Origin of the sequence: Desertihabitans aurantiacus, assembly GCF_003344635.1 — a bacterium.
GTDB classification, from domain to species: Bacteria; Actinomycetota; Actinomycetes; order Propionibacteriales; family Propionibacteriaceae; genus Desertihabitans; species Desertihabitans aurantiacus.
On sequence record NZ_QPKK01000051.1, the window covers coordinates 1 to 16620 of the forward strand.

Here is a 16620-nt window from a genome sequence, read left to right on the forward strand (position 1 = left end):
CGGGCGTGGGCTGGCCGTGCCGGCCGCGGCCGCCGACTACGACGTCGAGCTGGACCCCCGCGACCAGGCCGGCTCGGCCACGCTGCGCCGCGACCTCGAGCTGGCGCTGGTGCCGTGGGTCGGCCGGTGGGTCGCCGCCGCCCCCGACGGGGACCGCGCCGTGGCGGTCGACGCCCTGGTGGAGGGCACCACCACCGCCGTCGGGCTGGGCGGGGCGCTCGCGGTCTGGCCGGGGTGGCAGATCGCGTGAGGGTCCTGGTGACGGGGTTCGAGCCGTTCGGCGGGGACGCCGAGAACGCCAGCCAGGCGGCGGTCGCCCGACTGGTCGCGGACTGGGCCGACGCCGGCGTGGAGCTGCTCACCGCCACGCTCCCGGTGACCTTCGCGGGCGCCCCGGACCGCCTCGCGGCGCTGGTGGCCGAGCACCGTCCCGACGCCGCGCTGGCGGTGGGTGAGGCGGGCGGGCGCGCCGAGGTGACCCCGGAGCGGTACGGCCGCAACCGGCTGGACGCCCGGATCCCCGACAACGCCGGCGCCCGGCCCCGGGACCAGCGGGTCGACGACGGGCCTGCACTGCGGCCGGCCACCCTCGACGTCGACGACATGGCCGCGCGGCTGCGGGCCGGCGGGCTGCCGGCGCGGGTGTCGGAGGACGCCGGAGCGTTCGTCTGCAACCGGGTCGCGGTGGCGGTGGCCGCCCTCGACGTGCCGGCCGCGTTCGTGCACGTGCCGGCGTTCCGCTCGACCGGGGTGGCCGGTGTGGGCGCGGAGACCGACAGCCGGGCCGTGGTGCGTCCGGGCGGGCTCGACCTCGACGACCTGGCCCGGGCGCTGGGGATCTGTGTGCGCTCGGCCGTCGACTCGGTGCGGCGGGGCTGCGGGTCGGCGTAGGGCTGAGGGCGGTCTCGGGTCGTCCGCCCCCTTCGACAGGCTCAGGGCGTCGGGGTGGGTCAGGCGAGGACGCGGAGGGCGATCTGGACGGTGTCCCAGCCGAGGCGGAGGATCATCGCACCGACCACCACGAGGAAGACGCGGCGGACGAAGCCGCTGCCGTGGCGCAGGGCCATCCGGGCGCCGATGAAGGCGCCGGTGAGGTTGGCCGCCGCCATCAGCACGCCGAGCAGCCACAGCACCTGGCCGTGCCAGGCCAGCACGCCGATGGCGGCCAGGTTGGTGGTGAGGTTGGCGAGCTTGGCCTTGGCGGTGGCCTGCAGGAACCCGTAGCCCAGGACGGCCACCACCAGGATGACGAAGAAGGAGCCGGTGCCGGGGCCGAGGAACCCGTCGTAGACGCCCACCCCGCCGCCGATCGCCGCGCTCCGCCAGACCGAGGCGAACCCGGAGTGGCGGACGTCGTGCTCCAGACCCAGCTGGGGCCGCCGCACGGTGTAGACGCCGACGGCGACCAGGGCCACCAGCACGATCGGGGTGAAGGCGTCACGTGGCAGCAGCCGGACCAGCTGGGCGCCCAGCGCCGACCCCGCGAAGGCGGCGACGACCAGCGGCACCACCACCGCCCAGTCCGGGCGCACCTTCCGCAGGTAGGTGAGGGTGGCGACCGCGGTCCCGGCCACCGAGCTGACCTTGTTGGTGCCCGAGATCTCCGGCACCGAGGTGTCACTGGGCAGCGCCAGCAGCAGGGCGGGCAGCTGGATCAGCCCGCCACCCCCCACCACGGCGTCCACCCAGCCGGCCAGGAAGGCCACCCCGACCAGCAGCAGCACCACGTGCAGGGCGATGTCAGGCGGCACCTCCGCCTCCCCGCCCGCGGGTCGCGCGCGGGAGCGCCAGGCTCACCCGAGCAGCTCGAGCAGGTGCGGCACCGCCTCGTCGACGGCCACCTCCGTGCTCTGCCCGCTGCGCCGGTCACGCACCTCGACCACCCCGTCGGCCAGCCCGCGGCCGACCACCACGACGGTCGGCATGCCGAGCAGCTCGGAGTCGGCGAACTTCACCCCCGGCGAGACCTTGCGGTCGTCCAGCAGCACCTCGACCCCGCGGTCGGCCAGCGCCCCGGCGATCTCGGCGGCCTTGGCCGCGACGTCCTCACCCTTGCCGGTGGCCAGCACGGTCAGCGCGAACGGGGCCAGCTCGCGCGGCCAGCACAGCCCCTTCTCGTCGCAGGTGTTCTCCGCCACCGTGGCCACCGCGCGGGTGATCCCGATGCCGTAGGAGCCCATCGGCACCGGCACCAGCTTGCCGTTCGGGTCGAGCACCCGCAGCCCCAGCGCCTCGGAGTACTTGGTGCCGAGGGCGAAGACGTGACCCATCTCGATGCCCCGCTCCAGCTCCAGCGGACCCGAGCCGTCCGGGGACGGGTCGCCGGCGCGGACGTCGGCCACCTGGATGGTGCCGTCGGCCCCGAAGTCGCGGCCCTTGACCAGGTCGAGGACGTGGGAGTCGGGCTGGTCGGCACCGGTCACCCAGCGGGTGCCGTCGACCACCCGCGGGTCGAGCAGGTAGCGGATGCCGGTGACCGACTCCTCGCCCAGCACGCCCGGGCCGATGTAGCCCTTGGCCAGCTGCGGGTGGCGGGCGAAGTCCTCGTCGGTGAACGGGGCGAAGGTCGCGCCCTCGCCCAGCTCGGCCTCCAGCCGCTTGGCGTCGACGTCGCGGTCACCCGGGAGCCCGACGGCCAGGTCCCAGCGGTGGCCGTCCGGCTCGGTGACGGTGAACAGCACGTTCTTCAGCGTGTCGGACGCCGTCCAGGCGCGGTCGGTGCGCGGGTGGTCGGCGTTGAGGGCGTCCACCAGCGTCTGGATGGTCGGCGTGCCCGGGGTCGGCTCCACGTGCGCGGCCGGGGCGTCGGTGGCGTCCACCGCCTCCGGCACGGCGACGTCGACCGCCTCGATGTTGGCGGCGTAGCCGCTGGGCGCGCGGACGAAGGTGTCCTCCCCGATCGGGGAGCGAACCAGGAACTCCTCGCTCATCGAGCCACCCATCGCCCCGGAGTGGGCCTTGACGATGACGTAGTCGAAGCCGAGCCGGTCGAAGATGCGCTGGTAGGCCTCCCGCTGCCGGGCGTAGGAGCGCTCCAGCCCGGCCTCGTCGATGTCGAAGCTGTAGGCGTCCTTCATGACGAACTCGCGTCCGCGCAGGATGCCGGCCCGCGGCCGCGCCTCGTCGCGGTACTTCGTCTGGATCTGGTAGATCGTCAGCGGCAGGTCCTTGTAGGAGGAGTACAGGTCCTTCACCGTCAGCGCGAACAGCTCCTCGTGCGTCGGGCCCAGCAGGTAGTCCCCGCCCTTGCGGTCCTTGAGGCGGAAGATGCCGTCGCCGTACTCGGTCCAGCGCCCGGTCGCCTCGTACGGCTCGCGCGGCAGCAGCGCCGGGAACCGCAGCTCCTGCGCACCGGCCCGAGTCATCTCCTCGCGGACGACCTGCTCGACCCGGGCCATCACCCGCAGCCCCAGCGGCAGCCAGGAGTAGATGCCCGGGGCGACCCGGCGGATGTAGCCGGCGCGGACCAGCCAGCGGTGGCTGTCGACCTCGGCGTCGGCCGGGTCCTCGCGCAGGGTGCGCACGAACAGCTCGGACATCCTCGTGATCACAGGGGGTTCCTTCCGGGTCGACAGGCGGGTTGAGCCTATCGGCGTGGTGTGATCGCAGCCCAACGAGAATGCGCCGCGGACGGCCCTTCGACAGGCTCAGGGCGCTGGGATCCGGCTCGAGGCGCTGGGGTCCGGCTCTGGGCGCTGGGGTCCGGCTCGGGGGCCGGGTCGGGCGAGCGGCTCAGACCTGCTGCCAGGCCGCCTGCGCCCCCGCGCTCTGCTCCACCGCGGCCAGCAACCGCTGGATCCGCAGGCCGTCGGCGAAGGACGGGCTGGGGTCCTCCTCCGCGGCGATGGCGGCGAGGAGGTCGCGGGCCTGGTGGACGAAGGTGTGCTCGTAACCCAGCCCGTGCCCGGCCGGCCACCACGCCTCGAGGTAGGGGTGGGTGGGCTCGGTCACCGAGATCGTCGTGAACCCGGCCCGGTCGCCGGCGGCGAGGTCGTAGTGCTCGAGGCTGTTCATGTCCTCGAAGTTGAACGCCAGCGACCCCTTCGAGCCGTTGACCTCCAGCACGATCCGGTTCTTGCGCCCGGTGGCGAAGCGGGTGGCCTCGAAGGTGGCCAGCGCACCCGCGTCGGTGCGGGCCAGCACCACCGCGGCGTCGTCGACGGTGACCGTCCCGGTGCCCGCTCCCCCGGTGGAGGCGAGACCGGTGCCGGCGTCCCCGGGCAGCGGCCGCTCCTTGACGAAGGTCTCGGTCTGCGCGGCCACCCCGGTGATGCGGTGCCCGGTGACGAACTCCGCGGCGTCGAGGATGTGGGCGCCGATGTCACCCAGCGCGCCCGAACCGGCCTTGTCCTTCTGCAGCCGCCACACCAGCGGGAACTCCGGGTCGACGATCCAGTCCTGCAGGTAGAGCCCGCGGATGTGGCGGATGTCGCCCACCACGCCCTCGGCGACCATCTGCCGCATAAGCGCCAGCGCCGGCACCCGGCGGTAGCTGAACCCCACCATCGAGCGGACGCCGCGGGCCCGCGCCTGCTCGGCCGCCGCGGTCATCTCCTCCGCCTCGGCCACCGTGTTGGCCAGCGGCTTCTCGCACAGCACGTGCTTGCCGGCGGCCAGCGCGGCCAGCGCGATCTCGGCGTGGGTGTCACCAGGGGTGCAGATGTCGACCAGGTCGACGTCCTCGCGCTCCACCACCGCCCGCCAGTCGGTTGCGGTCTCGGCCCAGCCGAAGGTGGCGGCCGCCTGCTGCACCGCCTCGGCGTTCCGCCCCACCAGCACCGCCATCTCCGGTGTCAGCTCCAGCGGGAAGAACCGGTGCACGTTGCGCCAGGCCTGGGAGTGCGCCGCGCCCATGAAGGCGTAGCCGATCATGGCGACCCGCAGCGGGCGTCCGGTGGTGGTCATCCTCGTCCTCCTCGGTGTGGCTGGGTGGTCAGGCGACGTCGGGGGTGGCGTCCAGCGGCACCGCGGCCGGGCGCTCGCAGCGGCTGACCACGGCGGTCTGACGCTGCTCGCGGATCGACTCCAGCACCCGCTCCATCACCTCGTTCACGTGGTAGCCGAGCTCGGTGCTCTGCCGGTGCGGCCCGCCCTCGGCGATCGCGCGGGCCATGTCGGCCAGGCCGTAGCCGCGTCCGGAGCCGCGGTAGCCCGCGGTCGGCTCGACCTCGGTGAAGTCCCGGCTGCGCGGGGTGGCGCAGATCCGCACCGGGTCGTCGAACCGGTTGGGGTCGGGGACGTCGAGGGTCGCCTCGCTGCCGTAGACCTCGATCCGCGGCAGCTGGCTCGCGACGGCGTCGAAGCTGACCACCAGGGTGCTGGTGACCCCGCTGGTGTGGCGCAGCACCGCGCTGATGTGGGTGTCGACCTCCACCGTCAGCACCTCCCCCGCCCGCGGCGCGCCGGCCGGCACCGGGCGCTCGGTGCGGATCCGCGAGCCCATGGCGGTGACCGACTCGACCGGGCCGAGCAGGGTGACCAGCGCGGTCAGGTAGTAGACGCCCATGTCGAGCAGGGGCCCGCCGCCGTGCTGGTAGTAGAACGCCGGGTTGGGGTGCCAGGACTCGTGGCCGGGGTTCATCATGAACGCCGTGGCGGCCACCGGGATGCCGATCCGTCCGGAGTCGACCAGCTGACGGGCGGTCTGGATGCCGGTGCCGAGCACGGTGTCGGGCGCGGAGCCGATCCGGCGTCCGGCCTTCTCGGCGGCCGCGACCATGGCGTCGGCGTCGGCCAGCGAGGTGGCGAACGGCTTCTCCAGGTAGACGTGCTTGCCGGCCTCGAGGGCGGCGATGGTCACCGGCGCGTGGGCGGCGGGGATGGTCAGGTTCAGCACGACCTCCACCGACGGGTCGGCGAGCACGTCCTCCACCGGGCGGGCCGGGACGCCGGTCTCGGCCGAGACCCGCTCGGCGGCGGCGGGGACGGCGTCGCAGACGGCCACCAGGCGCAGCCCGGGCAGCCGCTGCAGGCTGGCCAGGTACTGCCCGGCGATGTTGCCGCACCCGATCAGGGCCAGGTTCATCGGCTCGCCCACAGCAGACCCCTCTTGACGATGGTGTTGACCGACGGGTCGCGCAGCACGTCCACCTGGTGGCCGGGGGTGGCGACGAAGATGCGGCCCTCGCCCCACTGGCGGGTCCAGATCGCCGGGGAGGTGACCTCGCGGTGCCACGGGTCCCACTCGCGGACCTTCTGGGTGGTGGTGGCCAGCACGTCGCAGTACTCGTCGGCCAGCACCCAGTACTGCTCGGTGACGAGGTCGAAGTCGCCGATCCCGGCGGTGACCGGGTGCTCGGCGGCCTCGGGGAGCATGTTCACGGTGTAGGGCACGTAGTTGTCGGCCATGTCACCGACCCGCTCGTCGGGGTGCTTGCCGGGGTGGCAGGCGAACTGCCCGCCGACCAGGTGCAGGTAGTCGGAGGTGTTGCGGTAGGAGTCGGCGATGCCGCCGTGCCAGCCGGCGAACCCGGTGCCGGCCTCGATCGCGGCCCGCAGGCCCCAGAACTGGTCCTTCTCGATCGACGACATCGTCATGCACTGCATGACCAGGTCGACCTCGGCCATCAGGTCGGCGTCGGCGTAGGGCGCCGGGGAGTCGTGCACGTGGACGGTGAAGCCGTGCTGCTCCAGGTGCGGGATGAACAGGTCGGTGGCCTCGACCGGCTGGTGGCCCTCCCAGCCGCCCCGGACGACCAGGGCCCTCCGGCGTCGGCTGGTGTCGAAACCGGGCAGTGTGGCCTCGGCCTGGTCCTGGGGCATCGTCGACCTCTCTGGTAGCGCGTGCGACGCGACCCGTGCCGCGTCGCCGTCCCGCATGCTAGTGAAATGTTGCGGCGGCCAACAAGAGCGGTCCCGCCTCCGGCGCGTCCGGGTTGCCGATCAGTACAGGACGGTCGCGAAGGTGCCCACCTGGCGGAAGCCGACCCGCTGGTAGGTGCGCCGGGCCCGCTCGTTGAAGTCGTTGACGTAGAGCGAGACGGTCGGCGTCTCCTCCCGGGCGAGCCGGACCGTCCGCGCCATCGCCGGCGCCGCCAGACCGCGACCGCGCAGCTCGGGGTCGACCCACACGCCCTGCACCTGGCTGACGCCGCCGGCGACCGAGCCGAGGTCGGCCTTGTAGAGCACCCGGCCGTCCTCCACGATGCCGAAGGCGCGGCCGGCCTTGATCAGGCCGAGCACGTGCATCCGGTAGCTGAGCGGGTTCTGCGGCGCGGGCGGGACCCCCACCTCCTCGGTGTACATCCGGGCCGAGGCGTCGCTGTAGGCGTCCCAGTGCTCCTCGGTGATCCGCTGGACCCGCTCGTCCTCCTCACCGGTCGGGTCGGTGTCCATCACCAGCAGCGGCTGGTCGGCTCGCAGCTCGCGCACGTGCGACCAGGCGTCCCCCCAGCGCTGGGAGAGGCCCTGCCAGAGCGCGAGCACCACCTCGGCCGGGCCGACGATCGAGGAGCACCGCCGCGTCCGGCCCAGGTGCTCGACGAACCCGTCGACGGCCTGCGGGTCGGCCTGCACCGGCACCAGGTTCGATCCGACGTGCAGCAGCGCGCGGAGCCGGTCGCCCACCTCCCAGCCCCACATCGGGCAGCCCAGGGTGAACTCGTCCACCCCACCGCTGCGCACCCGGGCGGCCACGAAGACGTTGACCACCGGGTCCTCGGTGAGCAGCCGGATGACGTCGGGGACGTCGGAGTCGGTGAGCACCCGCACGTGCCCGGCCAGCCGGGTGGGGGTGGTCATGGGGCCGGCGTCCGCACGGGACCGCTCACCGGATCGAGACCTCCGGGACGCCCTCACCGGCCGGCATCGACTCGGCGAGCCGCATGGCCTCCTCGATCAGGGTCTCGACGATGTCGGACTCCTTGACCGTCTTGATCACCTCGCCCTTGACGAAGATCTGGCCCTTGCCGTTGCCCGAGGCGACGCCCAGGTCGGCCTCGCGGGCCTCACCGGGCCCGTTGACGACGCAGCCCATCACCGCGACCCGCAGCGGCACCTCCAGCCCGTCCAGCCCGGCGGTGACCTCGTCGGCCAGCTTGTAGACGTCGACCTGGGCGCGGCCGCAGGAGGGGCAGGAGACGATCTCGAGCCGGCGCGGCTTGAGGTTGAGCGACTCCAGGATCTGGATGCCGACCTTGACCTCCTCCACCGGCGGCGCGGACAGCGAGACCCGGATGGTGTCGCCGATGCCCTGGCTGAGCAGGGCGCCGAACGCGGTGGCGGACTTGATCGTGCCCTGGAACGCCGGCCCGGCCTCGGTGACACCGAGGTGCAGCGGCCAGTCGCCCCGCTCGGCCAGCATCTCGTAGGCGCGCACCATGACCACCGGGTCGTTGTGCTTGACCGAGATCTTGAAGTCGTGGAAGTCGTGCTCCTCGAACAGCGAGGCCTCCCAGACCGCCGACTCGACCAGCGCCTCCGGGGTGGCCTTGCCGTGCTTCTGCAGCAGCCGGGGGTCGAGCGAGCCGGCGTTGACGCCGATCCGGATGGAGGTGCCGTGGTCCTTGGCGGCCTGGGCGATCTCCTTGACCTGGTCGTCGAACTTGCGGATGTTGCCCGGGTTGACCCGGACCGCCGCGCAGCCGGCCTCGATCGCGGCGAAGACGTACTTGGGCTGGAAGTGGATGTCGGCGATCACCGGGATCTGCGACTTCTGCGCGATGGCCGGCAGCGCCTCGGCGTCGTCGGAGCTCGGGCAGGCCACCCGGACGATGTCGCAGCCGGCGGCGGTGAGCTCGGCGATCTGCTGCAGGGTGGCGTTGATGTCGGTGGTCATCGTGGTGGTCATCGACTGCACCGACACCGGGTGGTCGCTGCCGACGCCCACCTTGCCCACCTTGATCTGGCGGGTCTTGCGCCGGGGCGCGAGCACGGGCGGCGCCTCGCGGACCTCCGGCAGGGGAAGGTCGATGGTCATGGTCTCACTCTCGCACTCGGGGACGGGGGTCGGTGACGCAGGTCAGCCGAACAGGCGGATGGGGTCGATGAGGTCGGCGATGATCAGCACCACGCCGGAGAGGGCGATGAACCCGCCGACCACGTAGGCCACCGGGAGCAGCCTGGCCGTGTCGACGAAGCCGGGGTCGCCGCGGCCGCGCAGCCGGGCCAGCACCCGCCGCAGCCCCTCCCACAGCGCGCCGGCGATGTGCCCGCCGTCCAGCGGCAGCAGCGGGACGAAGTTGAACAGCGCCACGAAGAGGTTGACCGAGCCCAGCAGCAGGAACCAGGTGGACACCTTCTCGGCGGTGACGAGCTGGTCGGTGATGGCGATGTCGCCAGCGGTCCGGCTGGCGCCGACGATGCTGATCGGGCCGTTGGGGTCGCGCTCGTTGCCGAGCACCAGGTCGGCGGCGGTGTGGTAGACGTTCACCGGGAACCGGGCGATGGCGTGCACGCTGCGCGCCGTCATGTCGGCCATGTCGCGCAGGACGGTGACCGGTCCCCCGGTGACGCGCTGGTAGACCGGTCCGACGCCGAGGAACCCGGCCTCCACCGTCTCCGAGGGGTTCCACTGGTCGGCCACCCCGGTGAGGACGGTGGGCGTGGTCGGCAGGGTCACCTCGGCGCCGTCGCGGCGGACCACCACGGTGGCGGGCTGGTCGCGGTTGGCCCGGATCAGCGCCGACAGCTGCTCCCAGCTCTGCAGGGCGACGCCGTTGAACGAGACCAGGGTGTCGCCGGGCCGCAGCCCCATGGTGGCGGCCGGCGTCCGGGGATCGGCCTCGGTGCAGGTCCGCGGCGGCTCCGCGGCGGCCACCACGCACTCCTCGACGGTGGCCACGGTCAGCTGCGGGCGGAGGATGCCGTAGAGCCCGGTCACGCCGAGCAGGATGAGGAAGGCCAGCAGCAGGTTCATCACCGGCCCGCCGGCCATGATGATGAGCTTCTGCCAGACCGGCTTCTGGTAGAACAGGCGCCCCTCGTCGGCCGGGGTGATGTGCTCGTGCTCGGCCGCGCGGGCGTCGTCGGCCAGTGACTGGAAGATGCCGCTGGAGCTGGCCCGCAGCTGTCCGCCGCGGGCCGGCGGGAACATCCCGACCATCCGGACGAAGCCGCCCAGCGGGACGGCCTTCACCCCGTACTCGGTCTCCCCCCGCCACCGCGACCACAGGGTGGGCCCGAAGCCGGTGAAGTACTGGGTGACCTTGACGTCGAAGAGCTTGGCCGGGACGAGGTGGCCGATCTCGTGCAGCGCGATCGAGACCATGATCAGGGCGAAGAACCCGAGGGCGGCGGCGAGGAAGAGCACCACGTCCATCGCTTCAGCTCACTCCCCGGCTCGTGCGGTCGAGGTCCTCGACCAGGTCTGCGGTCCGGCGGCGGGCCCACCCGTCGGCGGCCAGCACGGCCTCGACGCCCAGCTCCGGGTCCGGCACCAGCGTGCATCCTACGTCCGCCGCCGAAGTGCCCGGGGCGCCCGCGCCGGCCCCGCCGTCGGCGTCCCCGAGGTGCTCCCCGAGCACCCGCTCCACCAGCGTCCAGATGTCGGTGAACCCGATCCGGCCGGCGTGGAAGGCCTCCACGCACTCCTCGTTGGTCGCGTTGAGCACCGCCGGTGCCGTGCCCGCCGCCCGTCCCGCCCGGCGGCACAGCTCGACCGCGGGGAAGGCCACCTCGTCCAGCGGCTCGAAGGTCCAGGTGGCGGCCGTGCTCCAGTCGACCGGACGGGCCGCGCCGGGCAGCCGGTCGGGCCAGACCAGGCCGAGCGCGATCGGCAGCCGCATGTCCGGCGGGGAGCACTGGGCGAGGGTGGAGCCGTCGGTGAACTGGACCATCGAGTGCACCACCGACTGCGGGTGCACGACCACGTCGATCCGGTCCAGGCCGATCTCGAAGAGCAGGTGCGCCTCCAGCACCTCCAGGCCCTTGTTGAACAAGGTGGCGGAGTTGGTGGTGATGACCTTGCCCATGTCCCAGGTGGGGTGGGCCAGCGCCTGGGCCGGGGTGACCTCGCGCAGCCGCTCGGCGTCCCAGCCGCGGAACGGGCCGCCGCTGGCGGTGACCAGCAGCCGGTCCACCTCGCCGGCGCGGCCGCCGCGCAGGCACTGGGCCAGGGCGGAGTGCTCGGAGTCGACCGGGACGATCTGGCCCTCGGCGGCCGCGGCGGTCACCACCCGTCCACCGACCACCAGCGACTCCTTGTTCGCCAGTGCCAGCCGGGTGCCGGCGGCCAGCGCGGCCAGGGTGGGACGCAGCCCCGCGGCCCCGGTGATGGCGTTGAGCACCACGTCGCAGGCCAGCCCGGCGACCTCGACCGCGGCGTCCGGTCCGGCCACGATCCGGGGCAGGGTGGCTTCCCCGGCGGCCCAGCCCCGCTCCTTGGCGGCGGCGTAGAGGGCGAGCTGCAGGTCCTGCACCACGGTGGGGCGCGCCACCGCCACCACCGCGGGCCGGTGGTCGAGGACCTGGGTGGCGAGCACGTCGACCGAGCCACCGCCCGCGGCCAGCGCCACCACCCGGAACTCCCCGGGGCGCTCGGCCACCAGCTCCAGCGCCTGCCGACCCACCGACCCCGTGCTCCCCAGCACCACCACGTCCCGCACCGGGCCAGTGTGGCAGGCACGGCCCGTCCTCCCCAGCCGGCGCGGCCTCGCGCGTCCCCGGCCCGCGGGCCGTCCCCGGGGCACGGACGCGGGGGGTGGGGTCAGTGCCGGTGCCGGCGGTGGGCGTGGACGGTCGTCAGCACGGCGCAGGAGACCAGCAGCGCGAGCACGACCAGCACGGTCAGGACCGTCTGCACCAGCAGCTCCACGAGCAGGATCACGTCGTCACCTCCTCCCGCTCCGCGGCCCGGCGCGAGCGCAGGCTGGTCACGGTGACCGTCGTCAGCACCAGCACGATGGCGACCAGCGAGGCCCAGGTGGGCACCTCCGGGACCGCGGGCCAGAGGCCGTGGGCCCAGTGCAGCACCAGCTTGACGCCGATCAGGGCGAGGATGATCGCCAGCCCGTGGTTGAGGTGGACGAGCTTGGCCAGCGCGGTCTGCAGGACGAAGTAGAGGGCCCGCAGCCCCATCAGCGCGAAGGCGTTGGTCGCGAAGACCAGGTACGGGTCGGCGGTGATCCCGTAGATGGCCGGCACCGAGTCGACGGCGAACACCACGTCGGTGGCGAGGACGGCGACCACGACGACGGCCAGCGGGGTCAGCGCCCGCCGGGCGCCCTCGCGGACGACCAGCTTCGTGCCCCGGTAGTCGTCGGTGACCGGCATCACCCGGCGCAGCAGCCGGACCACCCGCATCTGGGAGACGTCCTGCTCGGCGGGCTCGCCCGAGACCGCGTCGCGCATGATCTTGACGGCGGTGGCGAAGAGGATGGCGCCGAAGACGAGGAAGGCCCAGGTGCCGGCCTGGAGCAGCGCGGCGCCGGCGGCGATGAACACGCCGCGCAGCACGAGCGCGCCGACGATGCCGAACAGCAGCACCCGCTGCTGCAGGACCGCCGGCACGCCGAACCCGGTGAGGATCAGCATGAACACGAACAGGTTGTCGACCGAGAGCGACTTCTCGACCACGAACCCGGTGACGAACTCCAGCGCCTGGCCGCCGCTGTAGGCCCACCACAGGTAGAGCGCGAAGACGAAGGGCAGCGAGAGGTAGAACACCGACCAGCCGATGGCCTCGCGCAGCGTCACCTCGTGCGGACGGCGGGTGACCGCGAAGTCGACCGCCAGCAGGGCGAGCAGCACACCGATGCTGATCGCCCAGAGCAGGGGGGTACCGATGGTGGTGTCGTCGGGCAAAGGGGGCCTCCTCGGGCACGTCGTCGCGTCCGAGGTCTTCCTCACCCGGTGGGTGGCGGCCCGAGGACGCCCGTGCGTCCGGAATGACCGGACCAGCCTGCCGAGGTACTCCCCTCGCGGAGAAGGATACGTGGTCGGCCGGTGCCGGCCCAACACCGCGGCGGTGCGGGTTCGGGCCGGCCTGCGGCGGGGACGCCCGTCCCCCGGGGGACCCCGCCGGCCGGGGTCAGGCCTCCGAGGCCGCCAGCTGCCCGCAGGCTCCGTCGATCTCGCGCCCGCGGGTGTCGCGGACCGTCACCGGGACGCCGTGGGCCTCGAGCCGGCGGACGAACTCGCGCTCGTCCTCCGGGCGGGAGGCCGTCCACTTCGACCCCGGGGTGGGGTTGAGCGGGATGAGGTTGACGTGCACCCAGCCCCAGTCGCCGCGCCGCTTCAGCACCCGGGCCAGCTCGTCGGCCCGCCAGGCCTGGTCGTTGATGTCCTTGATCAGCGCGTACTCGATGGAGACCCGCCGCTTGGTCACCCGGGCGTACTCCCAGGCCGCGTCGACGACCTCGTCCACCTTGTGCCGGGTGTTGATCGGCACCAGGGTGTCGCGCAGCTCGTCGTCGGGAGCGTGCAGGCTGACCGCGAGGGTGATCGGCAGCCCCTCCTCGGTGAGCTGCTGGATCCGGGGCACCAGCCCGACGGTGGACAGCGTGATCCCCCGGGCGCCGATCCCCAGCCCGTCGGGGGCGGGCGCCACCAGGGTGCGGATGGCGGCGATCACCGAGCGGTAGTTCGCCATCGGCTCGCCCATCCCCATGAAGACGACGTTGTTGATGCGGCCCGGGCCGCCGGTCACCTCGCCGCGGGCCAGCGCGCGGGCACCGGCCACCACCTGCTCGACGATCTCGGCGGTGCTCATGTTGCGCTGCAGACCGCCCTGGCCGGTGGCGCAGAACGGACAGGCCATCCCGCAGCCGGCCTGGGAGGAGATGCAGATGGTGCTGCGGCTGCCCGGACGCCCGGCGCCGTAGCGCATCAGCACGCTCTCCACCAGCGCGCCGTCGTGCAGCCGCCACAGCGACTTGACGGTGGTGCCGTCGTCGCAGCCCAGGGTGCGCACCGGCGTCAGCAGGGTCGGGAAGAACTGGTCGGCCACCGCCGCGCGGACGGCGGCGGGCAGGTCGGTCCAGCCGGACGGGTCGTCGTCCAGCCGCTCGTACCAGTGCCGCGACAGCTGCGAGGCGCGGAAGGCGGGCAGTCCCGCCGCCCGGATGCGCTCGCGCCGGCCGTCGGCGTCGAGGTCGCTCCAGTGCTCCGGCGGCTTGCCGCGCCGGGGTGCCTGCATCACCAGCGGCAGCGCCGGCGCGTCGTCCGGCACGACCTTCTCGTGGTCGTAGATCTTCTCGCTCATGTCCTCACTCCGTGCTGTGCGTGCGCTCGCCGTGGTGCGGGTCGGCCCGCAGGTGCTCGTGCTCAGCCGCCGGGGATCAGCAGGTACATGGTGAACCAGGCCACCGGTGCGGCCACCAGCAGCGAGTCCAGCCGGTCCATCACCCCGCCGTGGCCGGGCAGGATCGAGCTCATGTCCTTGATCCCGACGTCGCGCTTGACCAGCGACTCGATCAGGTCCCCGCAGACGCCGACGGCGACCAGCAGGACGCCGAGGAGCACACCGGCCCACAGCGGACCGCCCAGCCCCCACACCACCAGGCCGACCGACGCCACCGTCCCGAGCAGGAACGAGCCTGCCAGACCCTCCCAAGACTTCTTCGGGCTGATCTTCGGCGCCATCGGGTGCCGGCCCAGCAGGGCACCCACCGCGTAGCCGCCGACGTCCCCGGCCACCACCACGCAGATGAAGGTGATGACCCGCAGCGAGCCGTTCTCCCCCGCCAGCATCAGCGAGACGAAGGCCCCCAGCAGCGGGACGTAGCCGATGATGAACAGGCTCGCGGCGGCGTCCTTGACGTAGCCCTCCTGACCGGCCGGCATCCGCCAGATCAGCGCCGCCAGCACGGTCGCCCCGAGGGCGCCGAGCAGGATGGTGTTGGCGGTGATCGGCGAGTCCTGCAGCGCGGCGAAGTAGGAGCCGATGACGATGCCCAGCGTGCCGACGACGATCGGCACGATGGCCGAGCGCATCCCGATCCGGCGCAGCGCGTGGTGCAGCTCCACCGCACCCTGGGCCAGCGCCACCGCCACCAGCACCGCGAAGCCGAGCTGGAACTTCCAGAGGCTGAAGACGAGGAACGCACCCAGCGCCACCCCGACGCCGATGGCGGCCGGCAGGTTGCGCCCGGCCCGCCCGTGCTCCCGCGCGGCGGGTGGGTCGTCCGCACCCGCCTGCGCGGTGGTGGCGTCCTCGGAGCTCACTCAGACCTCGAGCAGTTCGGCTTCTTTGCCCTTGAGCACCTCGTCGATCTGGTCGGTGTGCTTCTTGGTGGCGGCGTCGAGCTGCTTCTCCGCGCGCACCACCTCGTCCTCGCCGGCCTCCTTGTCCTTGACCAGCTTGTCGAGGGCGTCCTTGGCCGCACGGCGGGCACCGCGGACCGAGACCCGGGCCTCCTCGGCCTTGGTCTTGGCCAGCTTGATGTACTCCTTGCGGCGGTCCTCGGTCAGCTGGGGCAGGGTGACGCGGATCGACTTGCCGTCGTTGGACGGGTTGACCCCGAGGTCGGAGTCGCGGATGGCCTTCTCGATCGCCGACATCGCCGAGGTGTCGTAGGGCGTGATGAGCACCATCCGGGCGTCCGGCACCTGGAAGCTGGCCAGCTGCTGCAGCGGCGTGGCGGTGCCGTAGTACTCGGCGGTGATCTTGTTGAACATCGCCGGGTGCGCCCGACCCGTCCGGATCGCGGCGAACTCCTCCTTGGCGTACTCGACGGCGGAGTCCATCTTCAGCTCGGCCTCGGTGATGATGTCGGCGATCACGGTGATCGTGTCCTTCCCTGGTCGTTCGTCTGGTGCGGTCGAGCCGGCCGGCTCGGAGGTGCGTCGGGCTGATCGGCCCGCTCGCTCAGGGGTGCACCGTGGTCCCGATCCTCTCACCCGCGACCACCCGGGCGATGTTGCCCTCGGTGTCGAGGTTGAAGAAGACCATCGGCAGCCGGTAGTCGCGTGCCATGCTGATCGCGGTGGCGTCGGCCACCTTGAGGTTCTGGGCGAGGAAGTCGTCGTAGCTGAGGTCGTCGTAGAAGACCGCCTGCGGGTTGGTCCGCGGATCGCTGTCGTAGACCCCGTCGGTGCCGTTCTTGCCCATCAGCAGCACCTCGGCCCCGATCTCCAGGGCCCGCTGCGCGGCCACGGTGTCGGTGGAGAAGTAGGGCATCCCCGACCCGGCGCCGAAGATCACCACCCGGCCCTTCTCGAGGTGGCGCTCGGCTCGGCGCGGGATGTAGGGCTCGGCCACCTGGCCCATGGTGATCGCTGTCTGCACCCGGGTGTCGACGCCGACCTTCTCGCAGAAGTCCTGCAGGGCCAGGCAGTTCATCACCGTGCCGAGCATGCCCATGTAGTCGGCGCGGTCGCGCTCCATCCCCCGCTGCTGCAGCTCGGCCCCGCGGAAGAAGTTGCCGCCGCCGACCACGATGGCGACCTGGACGCCGTCGGTGACGACCTCGCCGATCTGGCGGGCGATGCTGGCCACGACGTCGGGGTCGACACCGATCCGGCCGCCGCCGAAGGCCTCGCCGGACAGCTTCAGCAGGACGCGCTTGTAGGCGGGCAACTCACCACTCCTCGATCGGTGCCGGTCTCTGCGCCGGGCGGCCGCGTGCCGGGCCCGGATGCGGACGTGCGCCGCCAGGTGACCCCGGCGGCGCACGTCACTCTAGTGCTCGGATCAGACCCCGGCCTCGAAGCGGACGAAGCGGCTGACGCTCACGCCGCCGG

16 protein-coding genes are annotated in these 16620 nt (G+C 72.9%); 2 read left to right on the top strand and 14 right to left on the bottom strand.

Annotated elements, in window-relative coordinates:
* The coding region (locus DVA66_RS06380) for a DUF4439 domain-containing protein (RefSeq protein WP_114559313.1) at window positions 1–250 on the top strand (250 nt) is incomplete at its 5' end.
* An 8-nt stretch (window positions 251–258) separates the two neighbouring features.
* A complete protein-coding gene (locus tag DVA66_RS06385) occupies window positions 259–891 on the top strand; it encodes a pyroglutamyl-peptidase I (protein WP_232821808.1) in 633 nt (210 codons plus the stop codon).
* 59 nt (window positions 892–950) lie between these two features.
* Here the strand turns inward: DVA66_RS06385 and DVA66_RS06390 are convergent, their stop codons facing one another.
* The 14 genes from DVA66_RS06390 to pyrH form a co-directional block, all read right to left on the bottom strand.
* Window positions 951–1751, bottom strand: a complete 801-nt coding sequence (locus DVA66_RS06390) for a sulfite exporter TauE/SafE family protein (protein WP_114559315.1) — start codon at window positions 1749–1751, stop codon at window positions 951–953.
* A gap of 42 nt (window positions 1752–1793) precedes the next feature.
* The gene (locus DVA66_RS06395; protein WP_198671537.1) at window positions 1794–3539 is read right to left on the bottom strand and encodes a proline--tRNA ligase; all 1746 of its coding nucleotides are present in this window, start codon (window positions 3537–3539) and stop codon (window positions 1794–1796) included.
* A 193-nt stretch (window positions 3540–3732) separates the two neighbouring features.
* Window positions 3733–4905: a Gfo/Idh/MocA family protein gene (locus DVA66_RS06400; RefSeq protein WP_198671538.1), complete on the bottom strand. Its 1173-nt coding sequence runs from the start codon at window positions 4903–4905 to the stop codon at window positions 3733–3735.
* A gap of 28 nt (window positions 4906–4933) precedes the next feature.
* Window positions 4934–6037: a Gfo/Idh/MocA family protein gene (locus tag DVA66_RS06405; protein WP_114559317.1), complete on the bottom strand. Its 1104-nt coding sequence runs from the start codon at window positions 6035–6037 to the stop codon at window positions 4934–4936.
* Window positions 6022–6762, bottom strand: a complete 741-nt coding sequence (locus DVA66_RS06410) for a ThuA domain-containing protein (protein ID WP_114559318.1) — start codon at window positions 6760–6762, stop codon at window positions 6022–6024. Before DVA66_RS06410 ends, DVA66_RS06405 begins: the two co-directional genes overlap by 16 nt.
* A 120-nt stretch (window positions 6763–6882) precedes the next feature.
* Window positions 6883–7722: a GNAT family N-acetyltransferase gene (locus DVA66_RS06415; protein ID WP_114559328.1), complete on the bottom strand. Its 840-nt coding sequence runs from the start codon at window positions 7720–7722 to the stop codon at window positions 6883–6885.
* Window positions 7723–7765: 43 nt separating this feature from the next.
* Window positions 7766–8917, bottom strand: a complete 1152-nt coding sequence (ispG, locus tag DVA66_RS06420) for a flavodoxin-dependent (E)-4-hydroxy-3-methylbut-2-enyl-diphosphate synthase (protein ID WP_114559319.1) — start codon at window positions 8915–8917, stop codon at window positions 7766–7768.
* 42 nt (window positions 8918–8959) lie between these two features.
* Window positions 8960–10258 (bottom strand): M50 family metallopeptidase, encoded by a 1299-nt coding sequence (locus tag DVA66_RS06425; RefSeq protein WP_114559320.1) that lies wholly within the window; start codon window positions 10256–10258, stop codon window positions 8960–8962.
* A 4-nt stretch (window positions 10259–10262) separates the two neighbouring features.
* Window positions 10263–11543, bottom strand: coding sequence for a 1-deoxy-D-xylulose-5-phosphate reductoisomerase (gene dxr / locus DVA66_RS06430; RefSeq protein WP_114559321.1), 1281 nt, complete (start codon window positions 11541–11543; stop codon window positions 10263–10265).
* Between the two features lie 217 nt (window positions 11544–11760).
* Window positions 11761–12741 (bottom strand): TerC/Alx family metal homeostasis membrane protein, encoded by a 981-nt coding sequence (locus DVA66_RS06435; protein WP_114559322.1) that lies wholly within the window; start codon window positions 12739–12741, stop codon window positions 11761–11763.
* 226 nt (window positions 12742–12967) lie between these two features.
* The gene (gene rlmN / locus DVA66_RS06440; protein WP_114559323.1) at window positions 12968–14140 is read right to left on the bottom strand and encodes a 23S rRNA (adenine(2503)-C(2))-methyltransferase RlmN; all 1173 of its coding nucleotides are present in this window, start codon (window positions 14138–14140) and stop codon (window positions 12968–12970) included.
* A gap of 62 nt (window positions 14141–14202) precedes the next feature.
* Window positions 14203–15018: a phosphatidate cytidylyltransferase gene (locus DVA66_RS06445; RefSeq protein ID WP_232821810.1), complete on the bottom strand. Its 816-nt coding sequence runs from the start codon at window positions 15016–15018 to the stop codon at window positions 14203–14205.
* Window positions 15019–15102: 84 nt separating this feature from the next.
* Complete coding sequence (frr, locus tag DVA66_RS06450) at window positions 15103–15657, bottom strand: ribosome recycling factor (protein ID WP_198671539.1); 555 nt, start codon at window positions 15655–15657, stop codon at window positions 15103–15105.
* A gap of 88 nt (window positions 15658–15745) precedes the next feature.
* A complete protein-coding gene (gene pyrH, locus DVA66_RS06455) occupies window positions 15746–16456 on the bottom strand; it encodes a UMP kinase (protein ID WP_114559326.1) in 711 nt (236 codons plus the stop codon).
* Window positions 16457–16620: the final 164 nt, after the last annotated feature.

Excerpts from the sequence above, each read along its gene's own strand:
- DVA66_RS06425 (WP_114559320.1), bottom strand. The coding sequence starts at position 10,258 with ATGGACGTGGTGCTCTTCCTCGCCGCCGCCCTCGGGTTCTTCGCCCTG.
- DVA66_RS06400 (WP_198671538.1), bottom strand. The coding sequence starts at position 4,905 with ATGACCACCACCGGACGCCCGCTGCGGGTCGCCATGATCGGCTACGCC.
- rlmN (WP_114559323.1), bottom strand. The coding sequence starts at position 14,140 with ATGAGCGAGAAGATCTACGACCACGAGAAGGTCGTGCCGGACGACGCG.
- ispG (WP_114559319.1), bottom strand. The coding sequence starts at position 8,917 with ATGACCATCGACCTTCCCCTGCCGGAGGTCCGCGAGGCGCCGCCCGTG.
- DVA66_RS06395 (WP_198671537.1), bottom strand. The coding sequence starts at position 3,539 with ATGTCCGAGCTGTTCGTGCGCACCCTGCGCGAGGACCCGGCCGACGCC.
- DVA66_RS06410 (WP_114559318.1), bottom strand. The coding sequence starts at position 6,762 with ATGCCCCAGGACCAGGCCGAGGCCACACTGCCCGGTTTCGACACCAGC.